Source organism: Brevibacillus sedimenti (assembly GCF_020923495.1).
GTDB lineage: Bacteria > Bacillota > Bacilli > Brevibacillales > Brevibacillaceae > Brevibacillus > Brevibacillus aydinogluensis.
Map to the genome: position 1 here is coordinate 2158094 of NZ_CP064048.1, position 15193 is coordinate 2173286.

Sequence of the window (15193 nt, forward strand, 5' to 3'; positions counted from 1 at the left end):
CTGAATAATATATCCCAATATAATCTTATCACAAATGATGTGGATTGTCAAACACTGTGGTCCAAAATTTTGCTGAAGAGGAGCGATACGATGAGCGTGACGGAGAGAGAGTGGCGGGAAGAAAAAGAACGTGTTGAACGTGTCATCGGCGTGATTGACCGGAAAATCAACAGTCTTGAGGAGCATGTCAGCAACGTGCGGGCGGACATCGTGGAGATCCGTAAAAACTTTTGGGACGATGTGACGGTCAACGTTGACGATATGATGGAAGCGATAGAGACGTACGCGAGCATCAAGCAGCAGGCTGAGGTATTGTCGGAGCGGGAACGCAGCCACCGCCATGCGAGCAGGCAGCTTGCCACGCTGAAGAAACTGAAACAGTCGCCGTATTTCGGGCGAATCGACTTTGTCGAAGACGGGGAGCAAACTCCGGAGCGCATCTACCTGGGAATCGCCTCCCTGCTCGACGAACAGGACGAACAGTTTCTGATCTACGATTGGCGCGCGCCGGTGTCCAGCCTGTATTACGACTACCCGCCCGGACCAGCGCAGTACGAGACTCCTGGCGGTACGATTACCGGCACGATGGAGTTGAAGCGGCAGTACATCATCCGTGACGGCCGGATTCAGAGCATGTTTGACACGGGGGTCACCATCGGCGACGAACTGCTGCAGGAAGTGCTCGGCAGACAGGCGGACGGGCAGATGAAAAGCATCGTGGCCACGATTCAAAAAGAACAAAACCGCATTATCCGCAACGAGCGAAGCCGGCTGCTCGTCGTACAGGGAGCAGCGGGAAGCGGCAAGACGTCTGCCGCTCTGCAGCGGGTGGCCTATCTTCTCTACCGGTACCGGAACACGCTGCGGGCGGAGCAGATCGTGCTGTTTTCCCCCAATCCGCTGTTTAACAGCTACGTGTCCACCGTCCTGCCCGAATTGGGTGAGGAAAACATGCAGCAGACGACGTTTCAGGAGTACGTGGAGCACAGGCTGGGGGAGACGTTTCGCATCGAAGATCCGTTTGCGCAGATGGAATACGCCTACACCGCCATGGACGAGCCGGGGTATGACGCCCGCATGGAAGGCATTCGCTTCAAGGCGTCTGCCGCCTTCAAGCAGGTGATCGAGCGCTACGTGGAATCGCTCCGGCAAGCGGGGTTGCTCTTTGCGGATGTGACCTTCCGCGGCAGGACCCTGATTGTCGCCGAGCAAATCCGGGAGCATTTTTACTCGCTCGATCCCTCGCTGCGCCTCCCCAACCGCTTGAGGCTGACGGCAGAGTGGCTGCTGGAAGAATTGCGAAAGCAGGAGCGCCAGGAGCGGACACAGCCGTGGGTGGAAGACGAGATCGACCTGCTTGATCGGGAGGCGTATTACCGCGCCTATCAACAGCTTCGGCGGGAAAAGCGCTTTACCGCCGAGTCGTTTGACGACTTTGAGCGCGAACGGGAATTGCTTGCCGCCACGGTCGTCAACGAGCACTTCGAGCCGCTGCGCCGGTGGGTGAAGCAGTTTGGTTTTGTCAACATGAAGGCCGTGTACCGGCAGTTGTTTGCCGATCCGCAGTACGCGATGCGTTTAGCAAACGATCTCCCCTGGCCGCAGCAGTGGGCGGAGATATGCGCCAGGACCGTGGAGATGCTGGATCGGTCCGAGCTGTTCTGGGAGGACGCCACGCCGTATTTGTATGCAAAAGAGTTGATCGAAGGCTTTCACACCAACACGTCGGTCCGGCACGTGTTCATCGATGAGGCACAGGACTACTCCCCGTTTCAGTTTGCTTTTCTCCGGCGGCTGTTTCCGCACAGCAGCATGACCGTGCTCGGCGACCTGAACCAGGCGATTTACGCCCACGTCGATGCGCAAACCGACTTTTCCCCGCTCGCATCGCTGTACGAAGACGGACAGACCGAGATGATCGTGCTGACGCGGAGCTACCGGTCCACGCTGCAGATCGTCGAGTTTACCCGCGGGCTGATCGCCGGGGGCGAAGTGATTCAGCCGTTTAACCGGGACGGCGTAAAGCCAACCTTGACACAAGCTGCCGATCCGAGCGATCTGGCGGAAAAGATTGTCGCCCGCATCCGCGCGCTTCAAGACGCGGGACACCGGACGATTGCGGTCATCTGCAAAACCGCCCGGGAAAGTCGGGACGCGTACGCAGCACTCAGCAGCCGGCTGCCGGTGCGCCTGATCAGCAAGGAGACGGTCTCCTTTGAGCCGGGCGTGCTCGTCATCCCGTCCTATCTGGCCAAAGGCGTCGAATTCGACGCGGTCATCATCTACGATGCGTCTCGGGTGACGTACGGGCGGGAGGCGGAACGCAGGCTGTTTTACACTGCCTGTACGCGGGCGATGCATGAACTGCACCTGTATGCTGTCGGCGAGGTGAGCCCGTTTGTGACCGCGCTGTCTCCCGATACTTACGTTACGGAGCGCTGACAGCATAAGGCCGCCGGGCCCGCACTCCCATCATGAGTCAAAGCGCGTGCCGACCGCCGGCGAAGCGGCTATAATAGCAGAGGTGGAACAGGATGTTCGCGGCTGAAACAAACATGAGGTGATCGCATGAATACATTGCCCGTCGATTCGATCATCCCGGCGTTGAAAGAGGCGCTTCGCACCCGCAGCAGCGCGGTGCTGGTGGCTGCGCCCGGGGCGGGGAAAACGACCCGGGTGCCGCTTGCCCTGCTCGACGAGCCGTGGCTGGCCGGACGACGCATTCTGATGTTGGAACCGCGCCGTCTGGCTGCGCGAGCGGCGGCGCGCTACATGGCCGCCTCGCTGGGGGAACAGGTGGGTGACACCGTGGGATACCGGGTGCGCCTGGATACCCGGGTCGGGCCTGCCACGCGCATCGAAGTGGTTACCGAGGGCGTGCTGACGCGGATGCTGCAGGCCGACCCGGCACTTGAGGACACGGGATTGGTCATTTTTGACGAATTTCACGAGCGCAGCCTTCATGCCGACCTGGGATTGGCCCTGTGCCTGGAGGCTCAGTCCGTACTGCGCGACGATCTGCGCATCCTGGTCATGTCGGCCACGTTGGATGCCGAGCCGGTGGCTGCGCTGTTGGGCGATGCGCCGGTGCTGACGAGCGAAGGACGAGCCTATCCGGTGGAGACGCGCTATCTGGATCGCCGGGTGGAGGGGGCGATCAAGCCGGTCGTCGTCCGCCGGATTCAGGAAGCGCTCGCGTCGGAACCGGGAGATATCCTGGTCTTTTTGCCGGGAGCGGGAGAGATTCGCAGGGTGGAAGAAAGGCTCGCCGAGCTGGAGTTGGGCGCCTCCGTCCGGGTGGCCCCCCTCTACGGAAATCTGCCGCAGGAGGTACAGGACCGGGCGATTGCTCCGGGGCGGCCGGGTGAGCGCAAAATTGTCCTCGCCACTTCCATCGCCGAGACCAGCCTGACGGTGGAAGGGGTCCGGGTGGTGATTGACAGCGGCCTGGCGCGGGTGCCGCGCTTTTCGCCGCGCACAGGCATGGCCCGGCTGGAAACGATCCGGGTGTCGCAGGCGTCGGCCGAGCAGCGGCGGGGCCGGGCAGGCCGTCTCGGCCCCGGCGTATGCTACCGGCTGTGGACAGAGCAGGAGCACCGGCACCTGGCATTGCGAAACACGCCCGAGATTCTGGAATCGGATCTGGCTCCGCTGGCGCTCGAACTGGCTGCCTGGGGCGTCGCGGACCCGGCTGAGCTGCGCTGGCTCGACTCGCCTCCGGCTGCCGCCCTTGCGCAGGCGCGTGACCTGCTCGTGCAGCTCGGCGCGCTGGAGAAAAGCGGGGCGATTACCCCGCACGGACGGCGGATGGCAGAGCTTGGTCTGCATCCCCGTCTTGCGCACATGATCCTAAAGGCCATTCCCCTCGGTCTGGGCGGATTGGCCTGCGAACTGGCGGCACTTCTGAGCGAACGGGATATTTTGCGCAGCGGTCATCATCCGGCCGACGCCGATCTGCGCCTGCGGGTGGAGACGCTGCGACAGGCAGCGGCGGGAGGGCGGCCCGGGGATGCCGCACCGCCTGGGTACACGGTGGATGCGGCTGCCATCCGACGGATTCTCGCTGAGGCGAACCACTGGAAGCGTGAGGCGGGAATTGCTGAAAACAGCGGCGACGACGTAGACGCGTGCGGACTTTTGCTCGCTTTCGCCTACCCCGATCGAATCGCGCGGAGGCGCGACAGCGGGCGGTTTCTGTTGCGCAACGGCCGCGGGGCAGCACTGGCCGGGCAGCAGCCGTTGGCCCAGGCTCCCTGGCTGGTGGCAGCCGAACTGGACGATCTGGGAACGGAAGGACGTGTGCATCTTGCTGCTCCGGTCGACATATCCGATCTGGAGCGGCACTTCGCCGACCAGATCGAGGCGGAGACGGCCGTATACTGGGATCGCGAGGCGCAGGCCGTGCGGGCGAGACAACGGAAACGGCTGGGGGCCCTGGTGCTGAAAGACGTACCGCTGGCCGACCCCGATCCGGAAGCGACCGCGGCTGCGCTGCTTCGCGGGATCGCCGAAGAAGGGCTGAACATCCTGCCGTGGACCAAGCAGGCCCGCCAGTTTTGGCAGCGGCTGTTGTTCATGAGCCGGCACGAGGAGGGCTGGCCGGACGTGTCGGAGGAGGCGCTGTCGGCTTCGCTGCCTGACTGGCTCGGGCCGCACCTGTACGGTTTGAAAAGCCGCGACGATTTGCAGCGCCTCTCCTTGACCGACATCTTCGCCGGGATGCTCTCCTGGGAGCAGCGGCGCGAACTGGATGAATACGCCCCGACGCATATCGTCGTGCCCAGCGGATCGCGCATCCCCGTCGACTACAGCGATCCCGAGGCTCCGGTGCTGGCTGTGCGGCTGCAGGAGCTGTTCGGGTTGAAGGAAACCCCCGGATTGCCCGGGGAGGGTGCCGCTGACGCTCCACCTGCTGTCGCCGGCACATCGCCCCGTGCAGGTGACGCGCGATCTGGCCAGCTTTTGGCGCAGCGCCTATTTTGACGTGAAGAAGGATCTGAAAGGGCGTTACCCCAAACACTACTGGCCTGACAATCCGCTGGAGGCGCTCCCGACGAACCGGACACGGCCTCGTTCGTGAAGCCAAAGCATCGCGTATGACAAATGTGTATCTACGAAAAACAGGGTTGTACCCGTCGGTGGCAGATGCTGCTGGACGGGACAGCCCTGTCTTTTTTGTGTGTTTGTGCGGTGCTTACTTCTGACCAATCTTCACGCTGTCCGGCACCTGACCCCATTTTTCCTCGAAAATGAGCTTCTCCAGGTCAAGCCTGCGCTCCCATTGGAAGATTTCCAGCAGCGGCCGTTCCGGATAGTGGTCGGTGTAGCCGATGGACAGCAGGGCAACTGGTTCCACATGCGGCGGGATGCCGAGGATGCGGCGCACATCCGGCTTTTTGTAGAAACTGACCCAGCCCATGGCCAGGCCTTCCGCATAAGCGGCCAGCCACATGTTTTGGATGGCGCAGCTTACGGACATGATGTCCGTTTCCGGTATGGAGTTGCGCCCCAGCACGTGGTCCCCGCCTCGGGTGGGATCGCAGGTGACGCAGAGAGTAATCGGCGCTTCCTTGATCCCTTCGATTTTTAAGTCCAAAAAGGCGAGTTCCCTGTCCGTCCCCTCGTAGTGGATGGCCAGCGCCCGCCGCTCTTTTTGCACGATCTCTGCCAGCTGCTGTTTCGTCGCCGCGTCGCGGATGATGACAAAATTCCACGGCTGCATGAAGCCGACAGACGGAGCGTGGTGGCCGGCCTGCAGGATGGCAAACAGCTTTTCGTCTGGAACCGGTTTGTCCAGAAATGTACGGATGTCCCTGCGATTTACGATGGCCTTGTACACGCCCCGTTTTTCTTCCTCCGACAAACGATTCACGAATGACTTCCCCCTTGTTGATATTGTGGACAAACTGTGCTGTGATGATTGTACCATTTGCATAGGTCCAGGCTCGTAAAAAAGCCAGTTCCAGCAACCTTTTGACCGTATTGCCGTCTGTAAAGTTGATTCATCACGTATTACCCCTCCCTTTCTAGGGACTGCCTGTACCATACAGGCAGCTTTTTTTTTATCTTCATGCTGGCGGAGAGGGCAGTCTTCCCATCCGCGGTGTGCGGACAGATAGGAAAAAATAGTATGCAGAAAAAGTAAATAAATGGAAATCAAACCCTGTACATCCTGCCGGGAGCAGAGCAGAAGCAAGATAAACGTTAGCACGCGCCTGAAAATCGCGTCCCGCCATGGTGCAGTTTTTTACAAATTACGAAGAAAACAAAAGACGACACTTTTCGATAAGCGAAAAGCATAGTACAATTCCTAGTATGTACGAACTTGGGGAGTTCGTGACGGCGGTCCAAAACTGTGCAGGAGGGACCGCCTCTTTTTTATGTTTCGTTGTCAAAACCCCTCCAAAAGCTGGCAGACAGGTGTCTAGCCGAGGGAGGGCGGTTTGTGAACGGGAAAGGATTCGATCGGCGCAAAGCTGCCGTTGATCAGTGCGTCAATCAACTGCTCGGCGGTCAGCGAAATCGTGATGCCGGGATCGGGGATGTCGACCTGGAACTTGTCGGATTGATAGCGGTACAGAAGGGTTCCGATCGGCTGGATCGGGTAGATGAGGATGTCTTGGCCAAGCCGTTGTCCGGTTTTGGCAATCTCCCGCAACGCCCAAAACAGTTCACCCCAGACGGGCAGATACGGTTTGCGCTTGTGCCGCCTAAGCGCATCTACGAGATGGACACGCAGGCTGTCCAGCAGCTCCCGGTTTTGGTCTTCCACGATTAGCATAAAGGGCTGCCACTCCTTTGTCGGTGCGCTTGGGGACAGGCGTCCCCGGCGGGCAATGTCCTGCTGTCGGCATTGCCGGCCAATCACTTCTACGCATCAGTGTAAGTCACGATTGACAGGGACGCAAGCGTGTACAAAAAAGGCGCATCCTCAGCTCTGCGGGCGTTCACGGCTGTTCCAAAGGTCGTCCAAGCTGCAGTGTGCCCAACGAAAAAAGCCGGATACCTTATGGTGGGTGTCCGGCTTTTTTTGCGCGTTTATTTCACGAGAACGTTCGACACGTCTTCCATCACCTGTCGGCCTGCGAGCAATCCGCTGTACACCCAACTGCTGTCGGAGCTCATTTCATACACGTGTCCTGTGATGCCCAAGGCCGGCGGCGGACATGCCTGACTGGCCGCCCTTTTTTGTTTACATTGTAGTAATAAAATTTAGTAATCATTAATTGACCCAAGAAATTTTGTTACATATAATGGTGGTAACGATTATCGTCAGTATCTTTTCAACATTCTGATTGAAGAATGCTTGCAAGGAGGTGGCCCCTTGAACGTTCAGGTACAGCGGCGCTACCGGGAGAAACGGGAACATTTGGTCATCGGGTTGATGTCGGGGACGTCGCTCGACGGAGTGGATGCCGCACTGGTGGCGATTGAAACGGACCAGGCGGGCGACATTGCCGCCGTCCGTCTCCAACATTTTTACTATCTGCCGTACTCGGATGAGTTGCGGGAGTGGTTGGCCGAGCTGTGCAGTCCGCAAACGGCCCGAATTGACCGGCTGACCCTGGCCCATTTTGGACTGGCGGAATGGTACGCCCACGCGGTCGGCGAACTGCTGGAAGCGGCCGCTGTCGCTCCCGGCGAAGTAGATGCGATCTGCACGCATGGGCAGACTGTCTGGCATGTCGCCGGCCGGGCGCCGTTTCCCTGTCCGGCGGGCACGGCAAATATCCGGGCTTCCCTGCAGATCGGCGAGCTGTCGACGCTGGCGGAGCGGACCGGGATTCCCGTCGTCGGCAATTTCCGCTCGCGCGACCTGGCGGCGGACGGCGAAGGGGCGCCGCTCGTTCCGTACGCCGATTACGTCCTGTTTCGGCACGGCGAAAAAGGGCGGCTGCTGCAAAACATCGGCGGGATTGCCAATGTGACGGTACTGCCGCCGGGCGCCTCCATCGACGATCTGGTTGCCTTTGACACGGGTCCGGGCAACATGGTGATCGACCAGATCGTGCAGATGGCGACGAACGGCCGGCAACGCTTTGACGAGGGCGGCCGGATGGCAGCCGAAGGGACGGTCTGCGCCGAACTGCTGCAGGAGCTGCTGGCTGATCCGTACTACCGGCTGGTGCCGCCGAAAAGCACGGGGCGGGAGATGTTCGGCCGGGCGTTTGCCGAGAAGCTGTGGGCAGAAAAGGATGTGCGCGGCCTCTCCGCTGCCGACCTGGTGGCGACGGCGACGGCGCTGACGGCGGCCACGATTGTGGAAGCGTACGAATCGTTTGTGCTGCCGTCCACGCCGGTGCATGAAGTGATCGTCTCCGGCGGCGGCGCCCGCAACAAGACGCTGCTACAGATGCTCCGGGACCGTCTGCCGGCAGGCATCCAGCTGATGACGACGGACGCGTACGGCATCCCGGACGAAGCCAAGGAGGCGATCGCCTTTGCCATTCTGGGCCACGAAACACTGATGGGACGGCCGAGCAACGTGCCGTCTGTCACCGGGGCCAAACGGGCGGTCGTCTTGGGGACCATTTGTTATTAAACAAATACAGGGGGGAATCAATGTGAAAAAACGGGCATGGGCAGCGATTTTCCTGTCATTTTCCTTGCTGCTTTCCGCCTGCAGCGGCGGAGGTGGTTCTGCAAGCGATACGGTGAATCCACAACCGGGGCAGCAGGGCGGAAGCGGCAAGACCGAACTGGTCGTCGCGGCGGATCAGGACCCTGTCGGCTTGGATCCGCACAAGGTGCCGGCGGCGTCCAGCGCCCGCATCTACGCACTGGTGTATGACGGCTTGACCCGGCTGGACGAGAACCTGAACGTCACCCCCAGCCTGGCTGAGAAGTGGGAGATTTCCCCGGACGGCAAGACGGTTACCTTCACGCTGCACAAGGGCGTGACGTTTCACAACGGGCGGGAGATGACGGCGGACGATGTCAAGTACAGCTTTGAGCGGATTCTCAATCCCGAGACGGGTTCCATCGCCAAGTCGTACTTCGCCAGCGTGGACGTGATCGAAGCGAAAGATCCGCACACGGTCGTGTTCAAGCTAAAACACCCGGACGCCGCTTTGCTGACGAACATGGCCAGCTCGTTTGCCGCGATCGTGCCGAAGGAAGTGGCCGACCTCAACAAGGAAGCGGTGGGGACAGGACCGTTCATCCTGGAGAAAAACGAACCGGGGCAGTACGTGCTGTTGAAGAAAAATCCCGACTATTTCAAAACCGGGCTGCCGAAAGTGGACGCGATCAAGTTCCAGATCATGAAGGACGAAGCGGAGCGGCTGGCCGCGATCCGCTCCGGCAAGGTGGACATCGCGAGCATCTCCGCCGACTCGGCCACGCTGTTGGAAGGCAAGCCGGGCGTGCAGGTGAAAAGCTACCAGTCGCTGGAGTACAGCTACCTCGGCATCAACGTAAAGAAAAAGCCGTTTGACGACCCACGCGTGCGTCAGGCGATCAGCTATGCGGTGGACCGCAACCAGATCGTGCAGACGGTGTGGAAGGGACAGGCGTCGCTGACCGGTCCCATCTCGCCGGCCGCAGCAAACTGGGCGCTTGATCCTGCCGCCTACGACAGCTACAAGCAAAACCTGGACAAAGCAAAGCAGCTTCTGGCGGAAGCCGGCTACCCCAACGGTTTTGACACTGTGATCGAGACGGCTTCCACTTATCCGGACATGGTGGAGACGGCGCAGGTGCTGCAGCAGCAGTTAAAGGCCATCGGCATCAATGCGCGGATCAACCAACTGGAGTGGGGCAACTACATCGAGACCTGGAAGTCCAAGGAGATGTCGCTTCTGGTCGGCCGCAACACGTCCGGGACAGATTCCGACCGCTCCCTGCGCTTCTTTTTCCATACGGAGGGCTCCGCCAACGTCTGGAACTACTCCAATCCGCGGTTTGATGAGCTGGTCGTCACAGCGCTGCAGACCGTCGACCAGACCGAGCGGAAAAAGCTGTACGACGAGGCGCAGAAGCTGCTGGTGGAGGACGCGCCCAATCTGTTCCTCGCTTCCCCGAAAAACTTTTACGCGGTCCGCGACAACGTGTCGTTCCAGCCGACGGCGGCGGGCGAATCCATCGCGCTGCTGCAAGCGACCGTCCAATAGCACAGGAAACGCCTGGGAAGCCGGGGAGCAGCCGTCTCCCCGCTTCTTCGTCTCTTAAGGAGGAGTAATACGTGGGAAGCTATGTCATCAAACGCCTCGTCGGCCTTGTTCCCATCCTGTTCGGCATCTCCGTGCTCGTCTTTACCATTTTGCATCTCGTGCCGGGCGACCCTGCTTCCATCATGCTGGGGACCAATGCCACGCCGGAAGCGATTGCCGCCCTGCGCGCAAGCATGGGGCTGGATCAGCCGCTGATCACCCAGTACCTGTCCTGGCTGGGCGGCCTGGTAAAAGGGGATTTTGGCGTTTCCGTCCACACCGGCGAGGCGATTCTGCCGCAGATCTTGAAGCGTTTTTCGATCACGTTGCAGCTCACGCTGTTCGCCGTGCTGATCGGCTGGTCGATCGCGATCCCGCTGGGCATTCTGTCAGCGATCCGCGTCCACTCGAAAACGGACATCGTCGTGCGCATCGCCGCCCTGCTTGGCATCTCTGTTCCCAACTTCGCTGTCGGGACGCTGTTGCTGCTCGTGCTGTCGCTGTATTTCGGCTGGTTTCCGCCGATTGACGTCGTCAGCTTTTGGGAAGACCCGGGGGAGGCGCTGCAGGTGTTTTTGCTGCCGGCGATCACAATGGGCATCGTCATTGCCGCCGGAGTGCTCAGGATGACGCGCTCTGCCTTTCTGGAGACGATGGAAAAGGATTTCATTCGCACCGCGTGGGCCAAGGGAAACAGCATCTGGACGGTCGTCTTCGGCCACGCCTTGCGCAACTCGTCCATTCCGATCGTGACGATCGCCGGCATGCAGATCGGCTACCTGCTCGGCGGTTCCGTGATCGTGGAGCAGTTGTTTTCCATACCCGGCCTGGGGCAGTACGTGCTGGAGGGCATTTATCAGCGCGACTATCCGGTGGTGCAGGGAGGCGTGCTGTTTGTGGCGCTGGTGTTTGTCCTGGTCAACCTGCTGATCGACATCATCTACACCTGGATTGACCCGCGCATCAAGTACTAGCGAGGAGAAATCGTTCATGAGCACATACCGCCGACGCTTTTGGGAAAACAAAACGGCTGTCGTCTGTCTCGCCGTTCTTGCCGTGTTGACTGCCGCGGCAGTGCTGGCGCCGGTCATCGCCCCACACGATCCGACGCAGATGTTTCCGGACCACCGCATGGAGGGCAGCTCCGGGCAGTTCTGGCTGGGGACGGATCAGTTTGGCCGCGACCTGGTCAGCCGGATTATTTACGGCGCGCGGGTATCGCTGACGGTGGGCTTGCTGTCCGTGCTGCTCAGCGCCGGGTTTGGCACCTTGTTCGGGCTGATCGCGGGGTATTTTGGCCGCTGGATGGACGGACTGATCATGCGGGTGATGGATGTGTTGTTCGCTTTTCCGGAAATCCTGCTGGCGCTGGCGATCGTGGCGGCGCTGGGACCGGGCACGAGCAATACGATTTTGGCGATCGGAATCGTCAACATTCCGGTGTTTACCCGGACGGTGCGCAGCGCCGTCCTGTCCGTGAAAAACCTGGAGTTTGTGGAAAGCGCCCGGGCGATCGGGGCAGGAACGCCGCGCATCCTGTTTCTGGAGATTTTTCCGAACGTCACAGCGCCGCTGTTGGTGCAGGCGACCTTGGCCATCTCCGGCGCCATCCTGACGGAATCGGCTCTCAGCTTTCTCGGATTGGGCATTCAGCCGCCCGACCCGTCATGGGGCGGGATGATTTCCGAAGCGCGCCGCTACATGGAGCTGGCGCCAGGAATGATCGTCTGGCCGTGCGTCACCATGACGGTTACGATTCTCGCCTTCAACATGTTTGGCGACGCGGTGCGCGACATACTCGATCCGAAGCATCGCAACAGATAAGGAGGGAGCGCGGATGGACGCGGAACGCATCCGGTGTGAGTTGACGGAAAGTTTGGACGAAGGCATTGACCGGGGGATTTTCCCCGGAGGCGTCGCCAGCTTGACGATCGGAGGCGAGCCGCCGGTGGTGGTCGCGCGCGGAAGTATCGGGAGAGGAGAACATACGTCGCTCCCGTCAGCGGATACCATCTACGATCTGGCTTCGCTGACCAAGGTGATCGTCACTCTGCCGCTCGTGCTGTTGAGCATGCAGACGGGGAAGCTGTCGCTCAGCGATCCGCTGGAGATTCACCTGCCGGAGTGGGAGCGGACAGCAGACGCCCGCAAACGGCGGATCACCCTCCTGCACCTGCTGACCCACACCTCCGGCCTGCCGGCATGGCGTCCGTACTATCTGTTGGGGCACGGGAGGGATGACTACCTCTCCCTGATCGCCGCCGAACCGCTGATCGGCGAGCCGGGTAAACAGGTGATCTACAGCGATCTGGGCTTCATGCTGCTGGGCTTTCTCCTGGAGCGCGTCTGGGACGAACCGCTGGAATTGTTGGCCGAGCGGCTGATCTTTCAGCCGATGGGCATGACGGCGACAGGGTACCGTCCGCTGGCGCGCGGGGTCGACATCCGGAAGATCGCCCCGACAGAGAATGGCAACGCGTACGAGCGGGAACAGTCCCGCCAGCAGGCGGAGCAGATGATGGCGGCCGGCCATCCGCACGCCGGGCAGCTGCAGGAGCGTCTGGACTCTTTCGCCTGGCGGGAGGGGATGATCCGCGGAACGGTCCATGACGGCAACTGCCACTACGGCCTGGACGGCGTGAGCGGCCACGCCGGCCTCTTTTCCACCGCCCGCGACGTAGAGCGCTACATGCGGATGTGGACGTCTGCTGACGCCCCAGTGCGCCTGGACCCGGTATTGCGCACGTTTGCGGCTGGCTGCCGGACCGGCCGGCTGGCTCCGGCGCGCGCACTGGGCTGGGAGGCGTCCGCCGCGGCGGGGCCCTTGGAGGCGGCGTCCGCCGGCTGCACGGGAGGGGATCTGCTGTCTCCCGACGCCTTTGGTCACACCGGGTTTACCGGCACGTCGATCTGGTGTGATCCAATCCGGGGAGCCACGCTGATCGTGCTCACCAACCGCGTTCATCCCGCAGTCAGTCCGCTGATGCCGCGCTGGCGAAAAGCGTTTCACAACCGGGTCATGTCGCTCGTCAGCGGACCGGCCCGAACATCCTGAGGAGAAAGGGGGAGACGCCATGCCACCTATATTGGAAGTGGAACACCTGCGCACCACGTTTGCCCAATCCGGCCGCACGCTGACGGTTGTCGAGGATGTCAGCTTTTCCGTCGAAGCAGGGGAGACGCTGGGCATCGTCGGCGAATCCGGCTGCGGCAAAAGCGTCACCAGCCTGTCCATCATGCGCCTGTTGGGCAAAAACGCCAAGCTGGACGGCAGCGTCCGGTTTGCCGGAACGGACGTGCTGCGGCTGTCGGAAAAGGAGATGCAGTCGATCCGCGGCAACCGGATTGCGATGATTTTTCAGGAGCCGATGACCGCGCTTAATCCGCTGCATCCGATCGGCAGACAAATCGCCGAGCCGCTGCGCCGCCACCTCGGATTGTCGCGGCGGGAGGGGGCAATGCGGGCCGTCCATCTGTTAAAGGAAGTGGGCATCCCGCGGGCGGAGGAGATCGCCGCAGAGTATCCGCACCAGCTCTCGGGCGGCATGCGGCAGCGGGTGATGATCGCGATGGCGATGGCCTGTCAGCCTCAACTGCTGATCGCCGACGAGCCGACCACGGCGCTGGACGTGACGATTCAGGCGCAGATTTTGGAGCTGATGAAAAAGCTGCGCCGCGAGCACGGCACCGCCATCCTGCTGATTACCCACGACCTGGGGGTGGTCGCCGAGATGTGCCACCGCGTCGTCGTCATGTACGCCGGTCAGATCGTGGAGGAAGCGGACGTACGGCGGCTGTTTGCCGACCCCCGGCACCCTTACACGATTGGCCTGTTGGCCTCCATGCCGAGCATCAGCGGCGGACAGGAACGTCTGCAGGCGATACCGGGAGCAGTGCCGCAGTTGCACGAAATGCCCGCCGGCTGTCGGTTTGCGCCGCGCTGTCCCAAGGCGATGGCGATCTGCCGTGAGCAGGTGCCGGAGCTGTTCCCCGTCTCCGCGACGCAGAAATGCCGCTGCTGGCTGTACCGGGAGGGGGGAGAAGCGTGAGTCAGCCGCTGCTGGAAGTGAAGGGGCTGAAAAAGTATTTTTCGGTAAAATCAGGTTTCTGGGGCAAGGAAAAGGTCGTGCGTGCCGTAGACGGCGTGCATCTGACCGTCTATCCGGGAGAGACGCTCAGCATCGTCGGCGAGTCCGGCTGCGGCAAGTCGACGACCGGCCGCTGCATTCTGCGGCTGATTGAACCGACGGAAGGGGAGATTCTGTTTCAGGGTCGGGACATCCGCGCGCTGAACGCCGCCGAGCTGCGCGCAGCCCGGCGCGACATGCAGCTCGTCTTTCAGGACCCGTTCGCCTCGTTGAATCCGCGCAAGACCGTCGGCCAAATCCTGCTGGACCCGCTGATCGTTCACGGCATCGGCACGCCAGCCGAGCGGCGCAAGCGGGTGGAGGAGATGATCGAGATTGTCGGGCTGACCAGACAGCATCTGCACCGCTTTCCGCACGAGTTTTCCGGCGGACAGCGACAGCGAATCGGCATCGCCCGGGCGCTGATTCTGCGGCCCAAGCTGGTCGTCGCCGACGAGCCCGTTTCCGCACTGGACGTTTCCATCCAGGCGCAGATTCTCAATCTGCTGAAAGACCTGCAGCGGGAGTTTCAGCTGACCTATCTGTTTATCTCCCACGACCTGAGCGTGGTGCGCCACATCTCCGACCGGGTGGCCGTCATGTACCTGGGAAAAGTGGTGGAGGTGGCGGACAAGACGGTTCTGTACGAACGGCCGATCCATCCCTACACGCAGGCGCTGCTCTCCGCCGTCCCCGTTCCCGATCCCACCCGGGAGGTAAAGCGGATTCTCCTGGAAGGGGACCTGCCCAGTCCGGCCAATCCTCCCGCAGGCTGCCAGTTTCATCCGCGCTGCCGCCACTGCATGGAGGTGTGCCGGACGACCGTGCCGCCGCTCAAGGAAGCAGAGCCCGGGCATTTGGTCGCCTGCCATCTGGGGTAAATGACAGCAGGAGAGGAAGCCGTTTGATGAGGAA

10 protein-coding genes and 1 pseudogene are annotated in these 15193 nt (G+C 61.3%); 9 read left to right on the top strand and 2 right to left on the bottom strand.

Going from position 1 to position 15193, the window contains the following annotated elements:
* Positions 1 to 90: 90 nt before the first annotated feature.
* Both helD and hrpB read left to right on the top strand, forming a co-directional pair.
* A complete protein-coding gene (gene helD, locus IRT44_RS10625) occupies positions 91 to 2442 on the top strand; it encodes an RNA polymerase recycling motor HelD (protein WP_230076641.1) in 2352 nt (783 codons plus the stop codon).
* 126 nt (positions 2443 to 2568) lie between these two features.
* Positions 2569 to 5080 (top strand): annotated as a pseudogene (hrpB, locus tag IRT44_RS10630) (ATP-dependent helicase HrpB).
* 114 nt (positions 5081 to 5194) lie between these two features.
* Here the strand turns inward: hrpB and bluB are convergent.
* Entirely contained in the window at positions 5195 to 5872 is a 678-nt protein-coding gene (bluB, locus tag IRT44_RS10635; RefSeq protein WP_171566687.1) for a 5,6-dimethylbenzimidazole synthase, read from the bottom strand.
* A 552-nt stretch (positions 5873 to 6424) separates the two neighbouring features.
* Positions 6425 to 6781 (bottom strand): hypothetical protein, encoded by a 357-nt coding sequence (locus tag IRT44_RS10640; RefSeq protein ID WP_171566686.1) that lies wholly within the window; start codon positions 6779 to 6781, stop codon positions 6425 to 6427.
* Positions 6782 to 7324: 543 nt separating this feature from the next.
* Here IRT44_RS10640 and IRT44_RS10645 point away from each other — a divergent pair.
* The 7 genes from IRT44_RS10645 (at position 7325) to IRT44_RS10675 (ending at position 15159) form a co-directional block, all read left to right on the top strand.
* Positions 7325 to 8542, top strand: a complete 1218-nt coding sequence (locus IRT44_RS10645; protein WP_256379895.1) for an anhydro-N-acetylmuramic acid kinase — start codon at positions 7325 to 7327, stop codon at positions 8540 to 8542.
* Between the two features lie 22 nt (positions 8543 to 8564).
* Entirely contained in the window at positions 8565 to 10112 is a 1548-nt protein-coding gene (locus IRT44_RS10650) for an ABC transporter substrate-binding protein (RefSeq protein WP_230076642.1), read from the top strand.
* Positions 10113 to 10183: 71 nt separating this feature from the next.
* Positions 10184 to 11125 carry an ABC transporter permease gene (locus tag IRT44_RS10655; RefSeq protein ID WP_171566684.1) on the top strand — a complete coding sequence of 314 codons (942 nt, stop codon included), beginning with the start codon at positions 10184 to 10186 and terminating at the stop codon, positions 11123 to 11125.
* Positions 11126 to 11141: 16 nt separating this feature from the next.
* Positions 11142 to 11975, top strand: coding sequence for an ABC transporter permease (locus IRT44_RS10660; protein WP_230076643.1), 834 nt, complete (start codon positions 11142 to 11144; stop codon positions 11973 to 11975).
* A 13-nt stretch (positions 11976 to 11988) separates the two neighbouring features.
* Positions 11989 to 13206: a serine hydrolase domain-containing protein gene (locus tag IRT44_RS10665; RefSeq protein ID WP_230076644.1), complete on the top strand. Its 1218-nt coding sequence runs from the start codon at positions 11989 to 11991 to the stop codon at positions 13204 to 13206.
* A gap of 19 nt (positions 13207 to 13225) precedes the next feature.
* The gene (locus IRT44_RS10670; protein ID WP_171566681.1) at positions 13226 to 14200 is read left to right on the top strand and encodes an ABC transporter ATP-binding protein; all 975 of its coding nucleotides are present in this window, start codon (positions 13226 to 13228) and stop codon (positions 14198 to 14200) included.
* Positions 14197 to 15159: an ABC transporter ATP-binding protein gene (locus IRT44_RS10675; RefSeq protein WP_304414543.1), complete on the top strand. Its 963-nt coding sequence runs from the start codon at positions 14197 to 14199 to the stop codon at positions 15157 to 15159. The genes IRT44_RS10670 and IRT44_RS10675 overlap by 4 nt, the downstream gene beginning before the upstream one ends.
* Positions 15160 to 15193: the final 34 nt, after the last annotated feature.

Excerpts from the sequence above, each read along its gene's own strand:
- IRT44_RS10665 (WP_230076644.1), top strand. The coding sequence starts at position 11,989 with ATGGACGCGGAACGCATCCGGTGTGAGTTGACGGAAAGTTTGGACGAA.
- IRT44_RS10670 (WP_171566681.1), top strand. The coding sequence starts at position 13,226 with ATGCCACCTATATTGGAAGTGGAACACCTGCGCACCACGTTTGCCCAA.
- IRT44_RS10660 (WP_230076643.1), top strand. The coding sequence starts at position 11,142 with ATGAGCACATACCGCCGACGCTTTTGGGAAAACAAAACGGCTGTCGTC.
- helD (WP_230076641.1), top strand. The coding sequence starts at position 91 with ATGAGCGTGACGGAGAGAGAGTGGCGGGAAGAAAAAGAACGTGTTGAA.
- IRT44_RS10640 (WP_171566686.1), bottom strand. The coding sequence starts at position 6,781 with ATGCTAATCGTGGAAGACCAAAACCGGGAGCTGCTGGACAGCCTGCGT.